This window comes from Caballeronia sp. ATUFL_F1_KS39, from assembly GCF_023630985.1.
Taxonomy (GTDB): Bacteria; Pseudomonadota; Gammaproteobacteria; order Burkholderiales; family Burkholderiaceae; genus Caballeronia; species Caballeronia zhejiangensis.
Genome location: NZ_JALQDZ010000041.1, coordinates 122008 through 139783, shown reverse-complemented (window position 1 = coordinate 139783; position 17776 = coordinate 122008). Strand labels below are relative to the sequence as shown.

Below are 17776 nucleotides of genomic sequence, written 5' to 3'. Positions count from 1 at the left end.
ATCGGACGAGGCAACATGCGTATTGGCTTTATCGGCACGGGCACGATCACGGAGGCGGTCGTGACCGGCATGATTCGTTTCGATGTTCCCTTCGAGCGGGTCGCGCTGTCTCCGCGCAACGCGCAGACCGCCGCGCGTCTTGCGAAACTCGACGCGCGCATCGAGGTTTGCGCCAGCAATCAGGGCGTGCTCGATGCATCGGATGTCGTGTGTCTCGCGGTCTTGCCGCAAATCGCGGCAGACGTGCTGGGCGAACTCACGTTCGATGCGCGGCATCACGTCATCAGCTTCATCGCGGCCAAGTCGCTCGATGAGATGCGCGCCCTCGTGCGCCGCGCCGCCAAGGTCGTGCGCGCGATACCGCTACCCGCTGTTGCGGCGGGCAAGGGCAGCACGGCGCTCTGTCCGCGCGATGACATCGCACGCGCGCTCTTCGCGCCGCTCGGCGAAGCGGTCGAAGTGGACGACGAACACCAGTTCAATGCGTTATCGGCCGCCACCGCGACGATGGCGGCGTTTTTCGCGGTGCTCGAAGAGCAGGCGTCGTGGCTCGCGCGGCAAGGCGTGCCGTATGCGTCCGCGCGTTCGTTTTTGTCGGGCTATCATGTGGGCCTCGCTCATGAAACGACGCTCGATACGCAACCCTTCTCGTCGATGATCGGGCGTGTCAGCACGCCAGGCGGCCTCAACGAGCAGCTCAATCGCGAACTGTCGGAGCGGGGCACCTACGCGCACTACTCGAAGGCGCTCGACGCGATCATGCGCCGCGTGCAAGGGCGCGAGTGAACACGAAGAACAAGCGCTGATCGCGAGCCCTCGAAGGTGAGTCACATGCAGAAGAAACAGCAGTTCGCGGACAGGCTTCTCGCCCAGATGCCGTCGCTGCGCGCGCTTCGGTGCTTCGTCACCGCGGCGCGTTACGAGAGCTTCACGCAAGCCGCCGAAGTGCTGTGCGTCACGCAGGCGGCCGTCAGCCGGCAGATCAAGGAGCTGGAGGACACGCTGGAGGTCGCGCTCTTCGAGCGCACCGGCAGGCACATCGCGCTGACCGATGCCGGCCGCATTCTCTACAACGCGTCGTATCTGTCGATCATGAACATCGCGGAGGCGGCGCAGGCGGTGCGGCGCGTCGACCGGCATGCGCTCACGCTCTGCATCTCTCATACGTTTTCGGCGCTCTGGCTCTCGTTCCGATTACCCGCGTTTCGCCAGCGTTTTCCGAACATCCGCCTGCATGTGATGGTGACCGAGCACTTCATGGAGCTCGACGATCTGATGGAGCCGGATGTCATCATCACGAAGAATCCGCCGCGCGAAGCGGAGTACGAAGTCGAGCCGCTTTTTCACGACATCGTTTATCCGGTATGTAGCGTTCCGTTTTTCGAGCGCTATTTTCATGGCCGTGCGCTAAAGCCGCTCGATCTGCTCGCGCATCCGACGCTGAGCCTGTCGCTGCTCGGGCGCGCGCAGGTGTGCGAGCACGTCGACTGGCGCGTGTGGAAAAACTGGTATCAGCAAGGCGACGGTTCCGAGCGGCTCGATCAGCACGACGATTTCGAAAGCAACGACTATCGCCTGCTTGTGGCTCAGGCCGAAGCGGGCGAGGGCACCTTGCTCGGCTGGCATCACCTCGTGCATCGTCAGGTGGAGCAGAAAAAGCTGGTGCGTCCCGTCGACGATGCGCTCGTGTTCCACGATCGTCATCACTACATCATCACGCATCGCAACGCGAAAGCACGCCCGGAATACATTCAGTTTCGCCAATGGCTCGACGAGGAAATCGGCACGATGATGCAGGGATGGCCCGCCGCCGAATCGAAGGCCGTTCTATGAGCGCCGCATGAAACCGGCAACCGAAAAAACGAAGGGTTATCGGCGGCTCATTCCGTCGGTGACGGCGCTGGTGGAGTTCGAGGCCGTCGCGCGGCTCGGCAGCTTCACGCTCGCGGCGCATGAACTGGGCGTTACGCAGGCCGCCGTGAGCCGGCAGGTGCGCTTTCTCGAGGAGACGCTCGGCACGCGGCTATTTCGCCGTCTGCATCGCGCGATCGAACTGACCGACGAAGGCGAGGCGCTGTATCGCGTCGTCGCGGAATCGATGCAGAAGATCGCGAGCGTGTTCGATCGCCTCGCGCGCGGGCCCGTTCAGCAGGAACTCGTGCTCGCGGCGACATCCGCGTTTTCGCATTTTCGACTGCTGCCGCGGCTTGCGTCGCTCAAGGCGTTGCAGCCCGACCTGCAGCTGCGGCTGTCGACGCAGATGTTCACGGCCGACTTGCGGCACAAGGAAATCGACGTCGCCGTGCGCTTCGGCAACGGGCTGTGGCCGGACGGCACGGCGACTTTGCTGTTCGACGAGGAGGTGTTTCCGGTCTGCGCGCCTTCATGGCTCCAAAAGCAGCCCGCGCCCGCGACGCTCGACGAACTGGCTGGCGCGGTGCTCGTCGAGTCGGATTCGACGACCGAAGGCTGGATGGGCTGGGAAGAGTGGTTCCACGCGCTCGGATGCCGGCCGATGCGCCTGAACTTCGCGCTGCGTTGCAGCCTCTATACCGATGCGATTCAGGCCGCGCGCTACGGCCAGGGCGTCGCGCTCGGATGGGGCCGGCTCGTTCAGGATTTTATCGAGAGCGGGGATCTCGTCAGGCTGGAAGTGGCATCGTTCAGGCCGACGGATTCGTACTTCGCCGTGGTGCCGCATCGCCGCGCTTTCACGCCTGCCATCGGCGGTCTGATCGAATGGCTGCGCGACGGCGCGCTCGCATAAACCAAAGTCATGCGACACCGAAAATAAAGCGCATTGACGCTATTTTTCAGCGATCCAATACTCGGAATATGGCGGGACCATTCGAAGTCCCGATACCCTGAACGTTGGAGAGCGACGATGTCCGAAGTGCAAATGAAGACGCATGGCGAACTGATCCGCAGCCGCGAGCCCGGGCATGGCTTGCCCGGCGAGCTGTTCGGACGGCAGGACGTGTTCGAGACGGACGTCGAGGTCTTCTTCCAGAAGCACTGGATTCTGGTCGGCGTGACGGCCGACGTGCCCGAGCCGGGCGATGTGTCGACCGTCGATATCGGCCGGGCTTCGATCATCATCGTTCGGGATGACGACGAGAACATCCGCACTTATCGGAACGTCTGCCGGCATCGCGGCGCGCGCCTGAAGGAACCGGGGAAATCGACCGTCGGCATGCTGGTCTGCCCGTATCACCAATGGACTTACGATCTCGACGGCAGCCTGCGCCACGCCGCGCACATGGGCAAGGATTTCGACGCGAAGTGCCGCAGTTTGTTGCCGGTGCATACGCGGATCGTCGGGACACATATTTTCGTGTGCCTCGCCGACGAGCCGCCGGCGGACATCGCGAAGCTCGAAGACACGATGGCGCCGCGCTTCGCGCCCTACGACCTCACGAACACGAAGATCGCGTTCGAATCGGAGATCATCGAAAACGGCAACTGGAAGCTCGTGATCGAGAACAATCGCGAGTGCTATCACTGCGCCGCGACGCATCCGGAACTCACTGCCTCGTTTTTGCCGGAAGATTTCGGTTTCTGTCCGGAGAATCTCAGCGAAGAATCGCTGCTCGAAATCGAAGCCTATAAAAAACGGAACGCGGCGTGTCAGGCGAGCTGGGAGAACGACGGCTTCACGAGCGCGACCGTCGAATGGCTGGACGAAGATGCGGTCACGCAATTCCGGACGCAACAACTCGTGATCGCGGGCTACGGCGAATCGCAGACGATCAGCACGAAGGTCGCGAGCCAGAAGCTGCTCGGCAATCTGCAGCGCCGCGATCTCGGCGACACGCATCTCTGGACGCACAACTCATGGACGCACGTCATGAGCGATCATGCGGTGATTTCGTACATCATCCCGCTCGCGCCGGATAAAACGCTCGTGCGTTCGAAATGGCTCGTGCACGCGGATGCCGTCGAAGGCGTCGATTATCAGCTTCAGGATCTGACGGAAGTGTGGGTCGCGACGAACGCGCAGGACAAGCATCTCGTCGAAATCACGCACGAAGGCACGCAGGATCCGGCGTATCGGCCAGCGGTGTTCTCGCCGTTCACGGAAAGCTACGTGGAGCAGTTTTCGCGCTGGTATTCGGCGCGCCTGAGCGCGCACGGCGTTTGAACATCAGTGATCCGTGACGAAGGTCGGGTGGCGCGTGCGGATCTCGTCGACCTGACTGAGCGTGCCGGAAAGATGCTTGCGCAACGCGGCATCGGCGGCATCGGCATCGCCTTTTTCGATGGCATCGACGATTTCCGTGTGGTCGCGCACCACGGCCATCGTCTTGCCTTCGACCGGCAGATGCAGCCGCCGCAACCGGTCGATATGCCCGCTGAGTCTGCGCACGAGATCCCACAACTGCGGCACGCCCGCGGCTTCATACATCTGCCGATGAAACGCCTGATCGAGCGCTGAGAACTGCTCGACGTCCTGCGGCTCCATCCATTCCATCTGTTCCGCGATCGTCGCGCGCAGCCGCGCGATCAGCGACGCCTTATGCTCCCGCGCGAGCGTGCGCACGATTTCCAGTTCGATCGAGCGACGCAGAAAGTGCGCCTGCATCGCCGATGCCACGCTGATCTGGCTTACGACCGTCGCGTGCTGCGGAAAAATATCGACCAGTCCTTCTTCGCCGAGCTTCATCAGCGCGTCGCGCACCGGCGTCTGGCTCAGGCCGTAGCGCGTCGCGAGTTCGGTGCGCGACAGCACCGTGCCCGGTTCCAGTTCGAGCGACAGGATCATGTCGCGCAGCCGCTCGAACACCTGCGGCGCGGCATGACGAGAACGGTCCAGGCGATGCACGGAAGCGGAATTATTCATTTCGGATTGGAAGGAAGGCGACTGAAACATTAGTACTATAGCCGCGCCCATGCCCGATGAGTAAGCCGTTGGCGGGTCGGCGTTTACCCGACTGACACACTAATATATTAGTGCTTTACCATTCGGCCATTCCATTAATTTTCGGAACGCCCGACATGACCCGCGATATCGCCATCACCCAGATTCGAATCACGCCGATCGCATTCCGCGACGGCCCGTTGCTCAACGCCGCGGGCATCCACGAACCGTGGGCGTTGCGCGCGATCGTCGAACTGGAGACGAGCGACGGACGCGTCGGCATCTCGGAGACTTACGGCGACGAGCCGATGCTGCGGGTGCTCGATCAGGCGAAGGAGCTCGTCATCGGCCTGTCTCCTTTCGATCTGAATGTGATGGAAGAACGCGTGCGCGCGACGATCACCGCGACGCCCGGCGCGGTCGAATTCGAACTCGCGCCCGGCTCGCACGCCGCGAAAAACGCGCCCAAGGTCATCAGCACGCTCGAAGTGGCGATGCTCGATCTGCAAGGCCAGATCGTCGGCGCGCCGGTCGTGGACTTGCTCGGCGGCAAGGTGCGCGACGCCGTGCCCTACAGCGCGTATCTGTTTTTCAAGTACGCCGAGCACATCGACAAGCCGTATGCGCCCGATGCGTGGGGCGAGGGCATCAGCCCGGAGCAGATCGTCGCGCAGGCGCAGCGCATGATCGACCTCTACGGCTTCCAGAGCATCAAGCTGAAGGGCGGCGTGTTCGAGCCGGCGCATGAAATTGCGTGCATGCAGGCGCTCGCGAAGGCGTTCCCGGGCATGCCGCTGCGTCTCGATCCGAACGCGAACTGGACGCTCGAAACCAGCATCGAGGCCGCGCCGCAGCTCGATGAAATTCTCGAATACTACGAGGATCCGTGCCCCGGCCTCGAAGGCATGGCCGAACTGCAGAAGCACACGAAACTGCCGCTCGCGACCAACATGGTCATCACGACGATGGACGACTTCCGCCGCGGCTGCAACATGGGCTCGATCAAGGTGCTGCTTTCGGATCATCACTACTGGGGCGGCCTGCGCGCCACGCAGACACTCGCGCGCATGGCGAAGCTCTGGGGCTTCGGCATGTCGATGCATTCGAACTCGCACCTCGGCATCAGCCTCATGGCGATGACGCATGTCGCCGCGAGTGTGCCGAACCTCACCTACGCATGCGACACGCATTACCCGTGGCAGGAAGAGGAAGTCATCAAGGGCGGCCGCGTGAAGTTCGATAACGGCGCGGTGCGCGTGCCGACGACGCCCGGTCTCGGTGTCGAGCTCGATCGCGGGAAGCTCGCCGAATTGCACGAGCAGTACAAGACGTGCGGCGTGCGCAATCGCGACGACCTTTCGCAGATGCGCAAATATCAGCCGGAATTCTCGGGCAAGAATCCGCGCTTCTGAGCCATAGAACAACAACACAAGGCATTCAAGGAGACACCCTCATGAGCAGTTCCAGCGCGCTGTCGAGCGCCGTTCGCAAGATCAAGTGGCATGTGCTGCCGCTTTTCGTCGTGATGTTCATCGTCAATTACATCGACCGGGTGAACATCGGATTCGTGCGTCAGCATTTGAGCGCGGACCTCGGCATCGGCGCGGCCGCTTATGGCCTCGGCGCGGGCCTGTTCTTCGTGAGCTATGCCGTGTTCGAAGTGCCGTCGAACATGCTGATGCAGCGCTTCGGCGCGAAAGCGTGGCTCACGCGCATCATGATTACGTGGGGACTCGCGGCCGTGGGCATGGCCTTCGTGCAGGGCGAGACCTCGTTCTATGCGATGCGTCTCTTGCTCGGCGCGGCCGAAGCGGGCTTCTTTCCGGGCGTCGTGTTCTATTTCACGCAATGGCTGCCGCGCGATGAACGCGGCAAGGCGATGGCCGTCTTCCTGAGCGGTTCCGCGCTCGCTTCTGTGTTCTCCGGCCCGATCTCGGGCGGTCTGATGCTGATCGAAGGCGCGGGCCTGCGCGGCTGGCAGTGGATGTTCATCATCGAAGGCATGGCGTCGGTCCTGCTCGCCGGCTTCGTCTGGTTCTGGCTCGATTCGAAGCCGCGCGATGCAAAGTGGCTCACGCGCGCCGAGCAGGACGCGATCGTCACGGAGATCGAAGACGAGCAGCGCCGCCGCGACGCCGCGCATGTGAAGACGCCGTCGTCGTGGAGCCTGATGCGCGATCCGCAGATCCTGATCTTCTGCCTGATCTATTTCTCGGTGTCGCTGACGATCTATGGCGCGACGTTCTGGTTGCCGAGCATCATCCGCAAGATGGGGCATCTGAACGATTTTCAGGTCGGATTGTTCAACTCGATTCCGTGGCTCATTTCCATCGTCGCGATGTATCTGTTCGCGGCGCTCGCGGCGCGCTTCAAGTTTCAGCAGGCATGGGTCGCGTGCGTGTTGCTCATCGCGGCCGCCGGCATGTACGCAGCGGGCCAGGGCAGTCCGGTGTTCTCGTTCGTTGCAATCTGCTTTGCCGCTATCGGGTTCAAGGCTGCATCGTCGCTGTTCTGGCCGATTCCGCAAGGCTATCTCGATGCGCGCATCGCCGCGCCCGTGCTTGCGCTGATCAATTCGATCGGCAATCTCGGCGGCTTCGTCGCGCCGGCCACCTTCGGCTTTCTCGAGCAAAAGACGGGTTCGATTCAGGGCGGCCTGACAGGCCTCGCCGTGATGTCGATTCTCGCTGCGGGCGTCGTGTTCCTCGCTCGCATGACGCCTCGCGAAGGGCGCGACGTCGCGGCGCTGCGGCCGGGCGTGCAGAAGTAAGGGAGGCATACAAACTGCTGGCCGTCTTCGATCGGTACATCGATCGGAGACGACAATGGCGACGAACCAGCGCCAGAGACTGGGCGAATGGCTCCCGCGCGAAGAGCAGGCGATCGCGCGCTTTCGCGAGACATTCGCCGAGTACGCCCGGCAGCGCGCGGGCAGAACGAAACGCAACAGCGTCATCGAAGAGATGGCGGCTTTCATCCACGACGATCCGGTCGTGCGCATGGACTTCACGCGCGCGATCCGTCAGGCGCATGAAGCCGGATTCAAGCTCGGTTATGCGAGCATCGACGAATTCATCGTATTGCTCGATGCGATGCTGACGTACGCGCCGCCGTTCAGCGAATCGAGCCTGATCCATTGCCCCATCAACGCATTGCTCGACTGGCCGATGGTCATGCCGTCGGGCTATGCGCTCTTTCGCGATCCCGCATTCAACGCGCATCTGAAGCGCGTGCTGAACGTGTGGTCCGGCTTTCTCAGCGGACCGTATTCGCGCACGCATCTGAACACCGACGCGCCCGATGGCTGGTTCAGCAAAGAGGCCGATAGCAAGATCGGACTGCACCAGTTTCTCTGCGATCCGCATAAGCCGTATTGGGGCTTCGCGTCGTGGAATCATTTCTTCACGCGCGAATTCAAGCCTGGCGCGCGGCCTGTTGCAGAGCCGGATAACGCCAAGATCATCGTCAGTGCGTGCGAGGCTTCGCCCTATAACGTCCAGGACGATGTGCAACTGGAAGACTCGTTCTGGATCAAGTCGCAGCCTTATTCGCTGATGGACATGTTCACGGCGAAAGAAGCGGAACTCGCGAAGCGATTCGTCGGTGGCACGGTGTATCAGGCCTTTCTAAGCGCGTTTTTCTATCATCGCTGGCATGCGCCGGTGAGCGGCACGATCGTGAAGGCATATCTCGTCGACGGCACCTACTTCTCGGATGCCGACTCGGAAGGCGAAGATCCCGGCAGCCTCAACGATTCGCAAGGCTATATCACTGCGGTCGCGGCGCGCGCGGTCATCGTCATCGATTGCGACGATCCGGACATCGGCGAGGTTGCGTGCGTGTTCGTCGGCATGGCGGAAGTGTCGTCATGCATGATCGAGGCGTTGCCGGGCCAGCGCGTGCGCAAGGGCGAAGAGCTCGGCTACTTCCAATACGGAGGTTCCACATATTGCCTCGTCTTCAGGCCCGGCGTGATCGAAAGCTTCGAGCGCCAGAAGCCATTCGATGACGATGCGCCGCCCGTGCAGGTCAACGCGCATCTTTGCACGGCGCGCTGAATTGCGGCCAGGGAACTGCGTTCGCTTAAGCAATCAGAAAGGAACGGCAATTGCTCGCGCATCAGGCAAATACATGCAGATAAACGCACAACGCGCGAGGCAAAGACATGGCCGAATCAGACAATGCCGTTCGCAAGAACGACGCTTATCCCTATTCGTCGGGCGGTTGGGGTTCGCTCAAAGCCGTCACCGGCGCGCTCGTTCACGAGAAGGTGCCGCTCAAGGCGAGCACCGTGCTCATGAAGCAGAACAAGCCCGAAGGCTTCGCGTGCGTGAGCTGTTCGTGGGCCAAGCCCGCCGATCCGCACACCTTCGAGTTCTGTGAAAGCGGCGCGAAAGCAACCGCATGGGATCTGACGGCGAAGCGCATGACGCCGCAGTTCTTCGAGCTTCATACGGTGACGCAGCTATGCGCGTGGCATGACCACGATCTCGAGGACGCGGGACGTCTCACCGCGCCGCTGCGTTACGACGCGGCCACCGACAAGTACGTGAGCGTCTCGTGGCAGGAAGCCTTCGAGGACATCGGCCGCGAACTGCGCGCGCTCGATCCGAAAAGCGTCGTGTTCTATGCATCGGGCAGAGCATCGCTGGAAACGTCGTACATGTATCAGCTTTTCGCGCGCATGTACGGCACCAACAATCTGCCCGACAGTTCGAACATGTGCCATGAAAGCACGAGCGTCGGACTGAAGGAAGCGATCGGCGTGGGCGTCGGCACCGTCAGGCTCGAGGACTTCGAGAAGACCGACCTCATGTTCTTCCTCGGACAGAACGTCGGGACCAACAGCCCGCGCATGCTGCATCAGCTGCAGGAAGCAAGAAAGCGCGGCGTGCCGATCATCACGTTCAATCCGCTGCGCGAGCCGGGACTGCTGAAGTTCGCCAACCCGCAGTCGCCCGTCGAGATGATGACGCCCGCGCATACGCTCATCAGCACGCAATATCATCAGCTGAAAACGGGCGGCGATACCGCTGCGTTGCTCGGCATCTGCAAGGCCGTCATTCACGCCGACGACCGCGCGAAGGAAGCGAACGAACCGCGCGTGCTCGATGTCGATTTCATCGAAACGCATACCGTGGGCTTCGAAGCCTTCGCGAATTACGTGCGCGCTGCATCGTGGGACGATATCGAGCGCGTGGCGGGACTGCCGCGCGCTGACATGGAAGCCGCCGCCGACGAATACATGCGCGCGAACGCAGTGATGGCCCACTACGGCATGGGCATCACGCAGCACAGGCAGGGCGTGCAGAACGTACGCATGCTGTGCAATCTGCTCTTTCTGCGCGGCAATGTCGGCAAGCCGGGCGCGGGACCGTCGCCGGTGCGCGGGCATTCGAACGTGCAGGGGCAGCGCACTGTCGGCATCACCGAGAAGCCGGAGCTCGCGCCGCTCGACAAGCTCGCGAGCCAGTTCGGTTTCGAGCCGCCGCGCGAGAAGGGCATGAATATCGTCGAAGCGTTCGAAGCCATGCTCGATGGCAAGGTCAGCGCGGTCATCAATCTTGGCGGCAACCTCGTGCGTTCGGTGCCCGACCGCATGCGCATCGAACCGGCGTGGCGCGGTCTGAAGCTCACCGTCAATGTCGCGACAAAGCTCAATCGCAGTCATCTCGTGCATGGCGAGAAGTCGTACATTCTGCCGTGTCTGAGCCGCATCGAGATCGATACGCAAGCGAGCGGCGCGCAGGCTGTCACGATGGAAGACAGCACCGGCTGCATTCACGGTTCGCGCGGCGTCGCGGAGCCCGCGTCGCCGGATGCGCGCTCGGAGCCGTATATCGTCGCGGAACTGGCGAAGCATACGCTCGGCGAGCGATCGACCATCGACTGGGATCGCTGGCGCAACGACTATGCGCTGGTACGCGATGAAATCGCGAAGACGTATCCCGAGAGCTTTCACGACTTCAACGAAAGAATGTGGACGCCCGGCGGTTTTCCTCGCGCTCTGCCCGCGCGCGAACGCAAGTGGCAGACGAAGAGCGGCAAGGCGGAATTCTTCGTGCCGGAAACGCTCGGCGAAGACCCGGACATGCCCGAACGCGAACCCGATTCGCTGCGCCTCATGACGCTGCGCAGCGACAGTCAGTTCAACACGACGATCTATAGCCACGACGATCGCTTTCGCGGCGTCAAGGGCGATCGCATGGTGATCTTCATGTGCGAAGCCGACATGGCGCGACACGGCCTCAAGAAAGATGACCGCATCACGCTGCGCACCATTGCCGATGATGGTTTCGATCGGCGTGTGGCGGGCCTGCGCATACATCCGTATGACATACCGGAAGGATGCATCGCGGGTTATTACCCCGAGTGCAATCCGTTGCTCCCGCTATGGCATTGCGCGAAGGAGAGCAAGGTGCCCGGCGCGAAGTCGATTCCGGTGTTCATCGTCGAAGTCAACGGCGCGCCGCGCGAACACTGAATCATGCAGATCGACGGATGCGGCGCGCGGAAGCGGGCCGCAAGCAATGCGCGATCGCAAGCGCGCCAAGGGACATCACGGCGAGCGATGCGAGCGGAAACGTTCCGAACGTATTCGCCGCAATCGCAGACGGACGACTCTGTGCGACGAGTTGCATGCGGCGCTTTGTCATGCGCGCACCAAGTTCCGACAACTGTGAAGCGAGCGCGCGTTCGGCAGTGGGCAGCAAGACGGTTTCCTCATCGGCGACGTGATGCATCACTTCACGCATGAGCTGCATGAAACGCGCGTCGTAGGCGGCGTCCTGCGGACCCATCGCGCGCAGCTTCGCGATGTCTTCGCGCATCTGGTCGTGCTCGGGCTTGCTTTTGGCGAGACGCTCGTCGCCTGCCATTGCCTCGCTCAACGCGGGATAAAAGATTTCTTCCTCCAGTTGCGCGTGAATTTCAAGTGCAGTACACGCAAGCTCGACGATCGCGCGCTTTCTCCACCACGATGTCTCCGCGTGATAGCGATGAAACGCCGCCATGACATGCGTGTGATCCATGCGGATCATCGTCGTGATGGAAGGGGAACAGGAAGGCATATCCACGGTGACTCCTTGGCGGCTTTGCAGCTCTGCTGTGGTGGTGGGGAAAGACGCGTTATCGTGCTCGCTCCGGCACGACATGCGATCAGCAAGCGTTATTCCGCATCGCATGCGCGGCGGTAGCGGCACGGGACTTGCATCGTTCGTGAACTCACTTCTGAAGGAGGGGCCATGAGTATTTTTTCCAATATCCTGAACAAGATCTTCCACCACGACAGCGCACCGGCGAGCACCGGCACGGGCACGGCTGCGGGTCAGGCGGCAGCGCCGGCCGGAGGCGCTGCGGCCGCGCCGACGACGTCCACCGCCGCGTCCACGCCCGCACAACCGGCCGCACAAGCCGCCGCGCCGATGCAGGAAGTGGACGTCGAGGCCGTGCTGACGAAGATGCAGGCGAATCACGGCGAGCAGCTCAACTGGCGCACGTCGATCGTCGATCTGATGAAGCTGCTCGGTCTGGACAGCAGCCTGTCCGCGCGCAAGGAACTGGCTGCGGAACTGCACTACTCGGGCAACACGGAAGATTCCGCTGCAATGAATATCTGGCTTCATAAACAGGTCATGCAGAAGCTCGCGGAAAACGGCGGCAAGGTGCCCGACGAACTCAAGTAAGCGACGCTTTTCATCAGACGGAAGACGCGCGCGATGGCAGGTCGAAGCGTGCGTCGTCCGCCAGACGGTCGAAACAACAAGAAAAAAACGATACGGACGACGCATTTCCGGGAAGGCACGACGCGTCCATCGAAAGGCACGGTAGCTCGAACCTTTCTTTTGCAGTATGCAGGGGAGAAACATGAACGACAGAGACCAGATTTCCGACGCGGCGCCGCTGGACACGGTGCCCAACACGTCCAGCCCGGCCTATGCGAACGCACATCCCGTCACTCGCGCGTTCGATGCTTTCGCAAGCGCAGTCACGCGATGGGCCGGCTCGCCGGTCGCCTTCGGGCTGGCGGTCATTTGCATCGTGGTCTGGCTGATATCCGGACCGCTATTCAAGTTTTCGGACGGGTGGCAACTCGTCATCAACACGGGCACGACCATCATCACGTTTCTGATGGTGTTCCTGATTCAGCAGAGCGCGAACAAGGACAGCGTGGCGATGCATCTGAAGCTCAACGAGTTGCTCGCGTCGCATCGCACGGCGAGCAATCAGCTGATCGGTATCGAAGATGCAACGGAGGAAGAACTGCGCAAGCTGGCCGCCGCTTATTTGCAACTCGCATCGGAAAAGCAGGGCGGCGAAGCTCCGGCGCGGACCGACGACGGCGCGGCCGCCGACATCGCGCGGCGTCTCGCGCGCGCTCACGCCAAGACCGCGGCCAAGCGGACACGATGAAGTTGCGTTGCGCTGGCATGCACACTGCTGTTGGTCATCCGTAACACTCCGTTTCGACAAAAACTCGCCGGAGAAGTAACGATGACAATTCAGAGAAAAATCGCCAACTGGCGCAGGGTCGGCCATTTCTGCACGAGACGCCTCGTCGACTACGGCGAGTTGATCCCGATCGAACTCGCTGAAACCAAGAAGCGCGTGCTGCATGAAGTCGTCGCACTCGTCGCGCTCGCGATCGGCGCGCTGTTCACGCTGTCGTTCGTATCGATCGCGGTGATCGTGACGGCTGTCGGCACGCCGCATCTCGTGCTGACGGCGTGGTGCGTCGCGGCTGCGTGGCTCGCGGTCGCGGTGATCGCGGTCATCGTGATGATGTCGCGCAAGCCGGCCGAGCCGTTCCAGTTGCTGCGCAGCGAGTTGCGCCGCGACGTCGATGCCATCAAGGAGGCGACGCAATGAAGCACGCCGAAGCTCAGAGCGTCGTGCTCGCGCGCATGGCGGAATCGCGCGCGGAGCTGATCGCCGCGCATATGGCCGACGAACCGATGCGAATCGCGCGTGCGCCGCGCCGCGCACTGCCGGCGAGTGCCCGTCCCGCGCCATGGTTTCTGCGCACGCCCAATGCGGAACTCGTCGCGCTCGCGCTGGTGGGTGTCGCGATTCTCGGCTTGCGTCGCACGGTGCAGACGGCGGTCGGCGCGGGATTGAGCGCGTCGACTCACCGGGCGTTCGGCGATCTGCTCAACGCGCTGCGCGAATGATCGTTCGCGGATGGATCGTGTTCAACGCCGCGCGCGCCGCTTCTTCGGCTTGCGCGGCGGCGTGAGCGCGGCCGTCAAAAGAGTCGACGCTTGCCGTTTCGCTTGCGTAGTCGCGCGGCCGCGCGTCGCCCCGATGACCGCGTTCGCACCGGAAAGCCACATGCTGAGGAAAGGGTTCTTCTTCGCCCAGGGGTTTTTCATGATTCGGCTCCGGTGCGCGCTCAAGAGCGTCAATGCAGGCGCATCGTGTTATCGCCTGCGTCCTTCGGGATTTTCGCTTCGAGCTGTTCCTTGCGCTGCATCAGCTTGCTGCCGAGCGCCTCCAGATCGGCTCCGGACTTGCGCAATTTCGGAAACAGTTCCGATTCTTCTTCTTCGATATGGTGATTCACCATTTCGGACAGCACCTTGAACGTGGCGTCGAAACCCTTGTCGGACGGCTTCAGCTGCGTGAACTTCTCGATCAGCACCTTGACGAGATAGTGCTCGACGTAAGCCTCTTCGACATCGGGCCGGTCGTCTTCGTCCAGCGCTTCCTGCGCGGCCGGGTACAACAACTCTTCTTCGATCATCGCGTGAACCGTCAGTTCTTCGCAGGCGCGGCGCACGAGCGTGGCTTTCGCGTCGAGATCGTCTTTCTCCGCTTTCTCGAACGCGTCGAACAGCTTTTGCACGGCGCGATGATCGTCGGTCAGCACCTGAATCGCGTCCTGGCTGCGGGCGGCGCCGGACGGGGCGGTGGTCGTCGGCTGGGTGGAGGGTTGGCGCGGCATCGTGAACTCCTTTTCGGAATGTGGGGTGTCACGATGACGAGCAAAGAGCGGGCCTACGACGCATCGCGGGCGATGAAACCAAAAATCGGAACGATGCGTTCAGGCCGCGGGTTTGGCCAGCGTGCCGCGTTCCACGACGGGCGCATCGAGCACGAGCTCGTTGTCGCCGTCCTTGCCGTCGATCAGCGCCATGAGATGCCGCGCGGCGCGCGTGCCGATCTCCAGCGACGGAACGCGTACCGTCGTGAGCGGCGGCTGGGTGAGCCGCGCCTGTTCGATATCGTCGAAGCCCGTTACCGAAAGATCGTCGGGAACCCGAATGCCCTTCGCGCGGCATTCGTCCAGCAGACCGATTGCCTGTAGATCCGTGCCGCATATGACCACGCTGGGCCGCGCTTCGCCGTCCCACAGTTCGCGCAGCGCCTGCCTGCCGCCTTCAAAGGTGAACGGCGCTTCGACGATCCATTCGGGTCTCAGATCCAATCCCGCTTCCCTGAGCGCGGCGCGCGTGCCGGCCTGCCGTGCGCGCACGCGTTCGTTGCCGAAGGTCGAGCCGCCGCACATCGCGACATGCCGATGCCCGAATCCGACGATGCGTTTCGCCAGCCGGTAAGCCGCGTCGAAATTGGAAAAGCCCACGCAATGCGGATACTGCGTTTCATCCACCGACCACGTCAGAACATAAGGCAACGCGTACAGGCGCGTGAGTTCGAAAACTTCAGGCGGATGATCGGTGCCGACGAGCACGAGCCCGTCGACGCCGCGTTCCAGAATCGCACGGAGCAATTCGAGTTCGCGCGCCGGTTTGTATTCGTGACTCGCGATCAGCAACTGATACCCATAACCCCAAAGCGTCTGCTGAAGCGCCTGAATCGAATCGGCGTAAATGGGATTGTTGAGCGTGGGATAGATGGCCGCGACCGTGCGCGTCTTGCGCGAGGCAAGCGCCTGCGCCGCGCCGTTGCGCACGTAGCCGAGCTGTTCGACCGCGCGCTGCACATTGGCGAGCGTTTGCGGCTTGACCTGATCCGGCACGGACAAGGCGCGTGACGCGCTGCCGAGCGAGACGCCCGCCAGCCGCGCGACATCCGCGAGCGTAGCGCGCGTGGGTTTCATGATGGGCTGCGCGCGCGTCCATAGGCATCGGCGCGGGCGATGCCTTCGATCAGCCGCGCAGCCGTCAGCGGCGGCGACATGTGCCGGCTATAGCGCGTGGCGAGCGTGGCGTTTGCGATGAGCGTTTGCTGTGCCGATGTAAGCGGGGCGTGCTGCCCCAGTTGTGCGAGCGTGAGCGGCAATCCGGTTGCGGTCATGAGCGTGGCCAACGGTTCGATCTCTTCGGGCGATGTATCTTCGACGAACAATTGTACAAGCGTGCCGAAGGCGACCAGTTCGCCGTGCATCATCGAGGCCATCGCGGGAATCGCCGTGAGTCCGCGGATCAGCGCATGCGCGAGCGACAGGCCGCCGCTCTCGAAGCCGACGCCGCTCAACAGCACGGTCGCTTCGATCACGCGTTCGACGGCATCGGTGAGTTCGCCGCGCCGGATGTCGGCGTAGGCGCGCGCGCCGTCTTCGAGCAGGATCGAGAGCGTCGCGCGCGTGAGCAGCAGCGCGCCCGGCAGCGGCGGCGTGCCGTACGAGTTCAGGCCATCGGCGCGTTGGCATTGCGCGGCTTCGTACTTCTTGCTGAGCGCATCGCCGATGCCGGCCGCGAAGAGACGCGCGGGCGCGGCGGCGATCAGCGCGGTATCGACGATCACCGCGTCCGGATTGCGCGGCAACATGTCGATGCCCGCGACGCGATGCGCGTCGTCGTACAGGATGATGAGGCGGCTCGTCGGCGCATCGCTCGAAGCGGCGGACGGCGCGATCACGATCGGCACGTTCAGCGCCCGGGCGACGCCTTTCGCCGAGTCGATCGTCTTGCCGCCGCCGATGGCCACGACGGCATCCGCGTTGAGTTCGCGCGCATCGTCGCTCAGCTTCGCGATGACCGCGGCCGTGCATTCGCCGGGAAACGTGACGATGTGCGCGTCTTCGATCGATCGCGTGACTTGCGCCGACACGCGATCGATGACCGCGCCATCGACGAGCACGAACGCGCGTCGCGCGCCGAGTTCCGCGAGCGTCGATCCGAGCGCGGACAACGCGCCCGGACCTTGCGTGTATCGCCCCGGAAAGCCGATGGTTCTCAACGGCGCGTGCGTCGTCATGTCATCAGCCATCCGCCGGCCACGTCGATCACCTGGCCGGTGACGAACGCGGCTTCATCGGATGTGAGGAACAGGCACGTCGATGCCACTTCGTCGGGCGCGCCGAGCCGCCGCAACGGCGTTTCTTGCGCGACCTTTTCGTTGGCCTCCCGCGCGACGCCGCGAACGAGCGGCGTATCGATGCGCCCCGGCGCGATCGCGTTCACCGTGATGCCGTGCGGCCCGAGCTCCCCCGCGAGATGCCGCGTCATGCCGATCAGCGCGGCTTTCGTCGTGCTGTAATGCGCGGCGACGATGTCGAGGTACGCCTTGCCCGCCACCGACGACATCGACACGATGCGTCCGAAGCGCCGCTCCACCATGCCCGGCGCAAGAATGCGGCAGAAGTTGAAGACGCTGTTCACGTTCACGTCCATCACGCGGCGCCATTCGTCGGGCGACATCTGCCAGACGGGCATCGGCTTGCCCGCGTGTTTCGGCGAAATGCCCGCGTTGTTGACGAGCGTATCGACCGGACCGAGCGCGGCCTCGATCGCACGGCACGCGGCTTCGCACGCGGCGAAATCGCCGACGTCGGCATGGGCGAAATGCACGCGCAGGCCCGCATCGGCGAGACGTCTTGCGAGCGCCGCGCCTGTTTCTTCGTTGACATCGACGATGCCGACGGCCGCGCCATCGCGCGCATAGCGCTCGACGAGCGCCTCGCCGATGCCGCCGCTGCCACCCGTCACCAGGACCACACGCTTGTCGTGCCGCACG

General features: G+C 62.9%; 19 protein-coding genes. 12 read left to right on the top strand and 7 right to left on the bottom strand.

Features of this window, described 5'->3' with window-relative positions; translation table 11 throughout:
• Positions 1-15 precede the first annotated feature (15 nt).
• From NCR93_RS21805 to NCR93_RS21790, 4 genes are all read left to right on the top strand, one after another.
• Complete coding sequence (locus tag NCR93_RS21805; RefSeq protein ID WP_175981013.1) at positions 16-786, top strand: pyrroline-5-carboxylate reductase; 771 nt, start codon at positions 16-18, stop codon at positions 784-786.
• Positions 787-831: 45 nt separating this feature from the next.
• Positions 832-1833, top strand: coding sequence for a LysR family transcriptional regulator (locus NCR93_RS21800; protein WP_008348237.1), 1002 nt, complete (start codon positions 832-834; stop codon positions 1831-1833).
• Between the two features lie 7 nt (positions 1834-1840).
• On the top strand, positions 1841-2767 hold the full coding sequence (locus tag NCR93_RS21795) for a LysR substrate-binding domain-containing protein (RefSeq protein WP_175981011.1): 927 nt from the start codon (positions 1841-1843) through the stop codon (positions 2765-2767).
• Positions 2768-2884: 117 nt separating this feature from the next.
• The gene (locus NCR93_RS21790; protein WP_008348234.1) at positions 2885-4141 is read left to right on the top strand and encodes an aromatic ring-hydroxylating oxygenase subunit alpha; all 1257 of its coding nucleotides are present in this window, start codon (positions 2885-2887) and stop codon (positions 4139-4141) included.
• 3 nt (positions 4142-4144) lie between these two features.
• On the opposite strand, the gene NCR93_RS21785 is transcribed toward NCR93_RS21790, so the two are convergent.
• Positions 4145-4840, bottom strand: a complete 696-nt coding sequence (locus NCR93_RS21785) for a GntR family transcriptional regulator (protein WP_033536277.1) — start codon at positions 4838-4840, stop codon at positions 4145-4147.
• A 155-nt stretch (positions 4841-4995) separates the two neighbouring features.
• Between NCR93_RS21785 and NCR93_RS21780 the strand changes: the two genes are divergently transcribed.
• The 4 genes from NCR93_RS21780 (at position 4996) to NCR93_RS21765 (ending at position 11342) form a co-directional block, all read left to right on the top strand.
• Positions 4996-6270 (top strand): glucarate dehydratase family protein, encoded by a 1275-nt coding sequence (locus tag NCR93_RS21780; protein WP_175981009.1) that lies wholly within the window; start codon positions 4996-4998, stop codon positions 6268-6270.
• 41 nt (positions 6271-6311) lie between these two features.
• A complete protein-coding gene (locus NCR93_RS21775) occupies positions 6312-7628 on the top strand; it encodes an MFS transporter (RefSeq protein ID WP_175981008.1) in 1317 nt (438 codons plus the stop codon).
• Positions 7629-7683: 55 nt separating this feature from the next.
• Positions 7684-8916, top strand: coding sequence for a phosphatidylserine decarboxylase family protein (locus NCR93_RS21770; protein ID WP_175981006.1), 1233 nt, complete (start codon positions 7684-7686; stop codon positions 8914-8916).
• A 107-nt stretch (positions 8917-9023) separates the two neighbouring features.
• Positions 9024-11342, top strand: a complete 2319-nt coding sequence (locus NCR93_RS21765; RefSeq protein WP_175981004.1) for an FdhF/YdeP family oxidoreductase — start codon at positions 9024-9026, stop codon at positions 11340-11342.
• A gap of 1 nt (position 11343) precedes the next feature.
• Here NCR93_RS21765 and NCR93_RS21760 read toward each other — a convergent pair whose 3' ends face one another.
• On the bottom strand, positions 11344-11928 hold the full coding sequence (locus NCR93_RS21760; protein ID WP_033536212.1) for a hemerythrin domain-containing protein: 585 nt from the start codon (positions 11926-11928) through the stop codon (positions 11344-11346).
• Between the two features lie 174 nt (positions 11929-12102).
• Here NCR93_RS21760 and NCR93_RS21755 point away from each other — a divergent pair, with 174 nt between their 5' ends.
• The 4 genes from NCR93_RS21755 to NCR93_RS21740 all read left to right on the top strand — a co-directional run bounded on the left by NCR93_RS21755 (position 12103) and on the right by NCR93_RS21740 (position 14028).
• A complete protein-coding gene (locus tag NCR93_RS21755) occupies positions 12103-12543 on the top strand; it encodes a DUF3597 domain-containing protein (protein ID WP_034470889.1) in 441 nt (146 codons plus the stop codon).
• Positions 12544-12724: 181 nt separating this feature from the next.
• Complete coding sequence (locus tag NCR93_RS21750; protein ID WP_008348216.1) at positions 12725-13270, top strand: low affinity iron permease family protein; 546 nt, start codon at positions 12725-12727, stop codon at positions 13268-13270.
• A gap of 81 nt (positions 13271-13351) precedes the next feature.
• Positions 13352-13726, top strand: coding sequence for a phage holin family protein (locus tag NCR93_RS21745; RefSeq protein ID WP_008348214.1), 375 nt, complete (start codon positions 13352-13354; stop codon positions 13724-13726).
• Positions 13723-14028 (top strand): hypothetical protein, encoded by a 306-nt coding sequence (locus NCR93_RS21740; protein ID WP_175981002.1) that lies wholly within the window; start codon positions 13723-13725, stop codon positions 14026-14028. Before NCR93_RS21745 ends, NCR93_RS21740 begins: the two co-directional genes overlap by 4 nt.
• Before the next feature lie 21 nt (positions 14029-14049).
• Here NCR93_RS21740 and NCR93_RS21735 read toward each other — a convergent pair whose 3' ends face one another.
• The 5 genes from NCR93_RS21735 to NCR93_RS21715 form a co-directional block, all read right to left on the bottom strand.
• On the bottom strand, positions 14050-14229 hold the full coding sequence (locus NCR93_RS21735; RefSeq protein WP_175981000.1) for a hypothetical protein: 180 nt from the start codon (positions 14227-14229) through the stop codon (positions 14050-14052).
• A 29-nt stretch (positions 14230-14258) separates the two neighbouring features.
• Positions 14259-14801 carry a hemerythrin domain-containing protein gene (locus tag NCR93_RS21730; RefSeq protein WP_175980998.1) on the bottom strand — a complete coding sequence of 181 codons (543 nt, stop codon included), beginning with the start codon at positions 14799-14801 and terminating at the stop codon, positions 14259-14261.
• Between the two features lie 99 nt (positions 14802-14900).
• On the bottom strand, positions 14901-15917 hold the full coding sequence (locus tag NCR93_RS21725) for a LacI family DNA-binding transcriptional regulator (protein ID WP_033536211.1): 1017 nt from the start codon (positions 15915-15917) through the stop codon (positions 14901-14903).
• Positions 15914-17017 carry a glycerol dehydrogenase gene (locus NCR93_RS21720; protein ID WP_175980996.1) on the bottom strand — a complete coding sequence of 368 codons (1104 nt, stop codon included), beginning with the start codon at positions 17015-17017 and terminating at the stop codon, positions 15914-15916. The genes NCR93_RS21725 and NCR93_RS21720 overlap by 4 nt, the downstream gene beginning before the upstream one ends.
• A complete protein-coding gene (locus tag NCR93_RS21715) occupies positions 17014-17775 on the bottom strand; it encodes an SDR family oxidoreductase (RefSeq protein ID WP_239294834.1) in 762 nt (253 codons plus the stop codon). Before NCR93_RS21715 ends, NCR93_RS21720 begins: the two co-directional genes overlap by 4 nt.
• Position 17776: the final 1 nt, after the last annotated feature.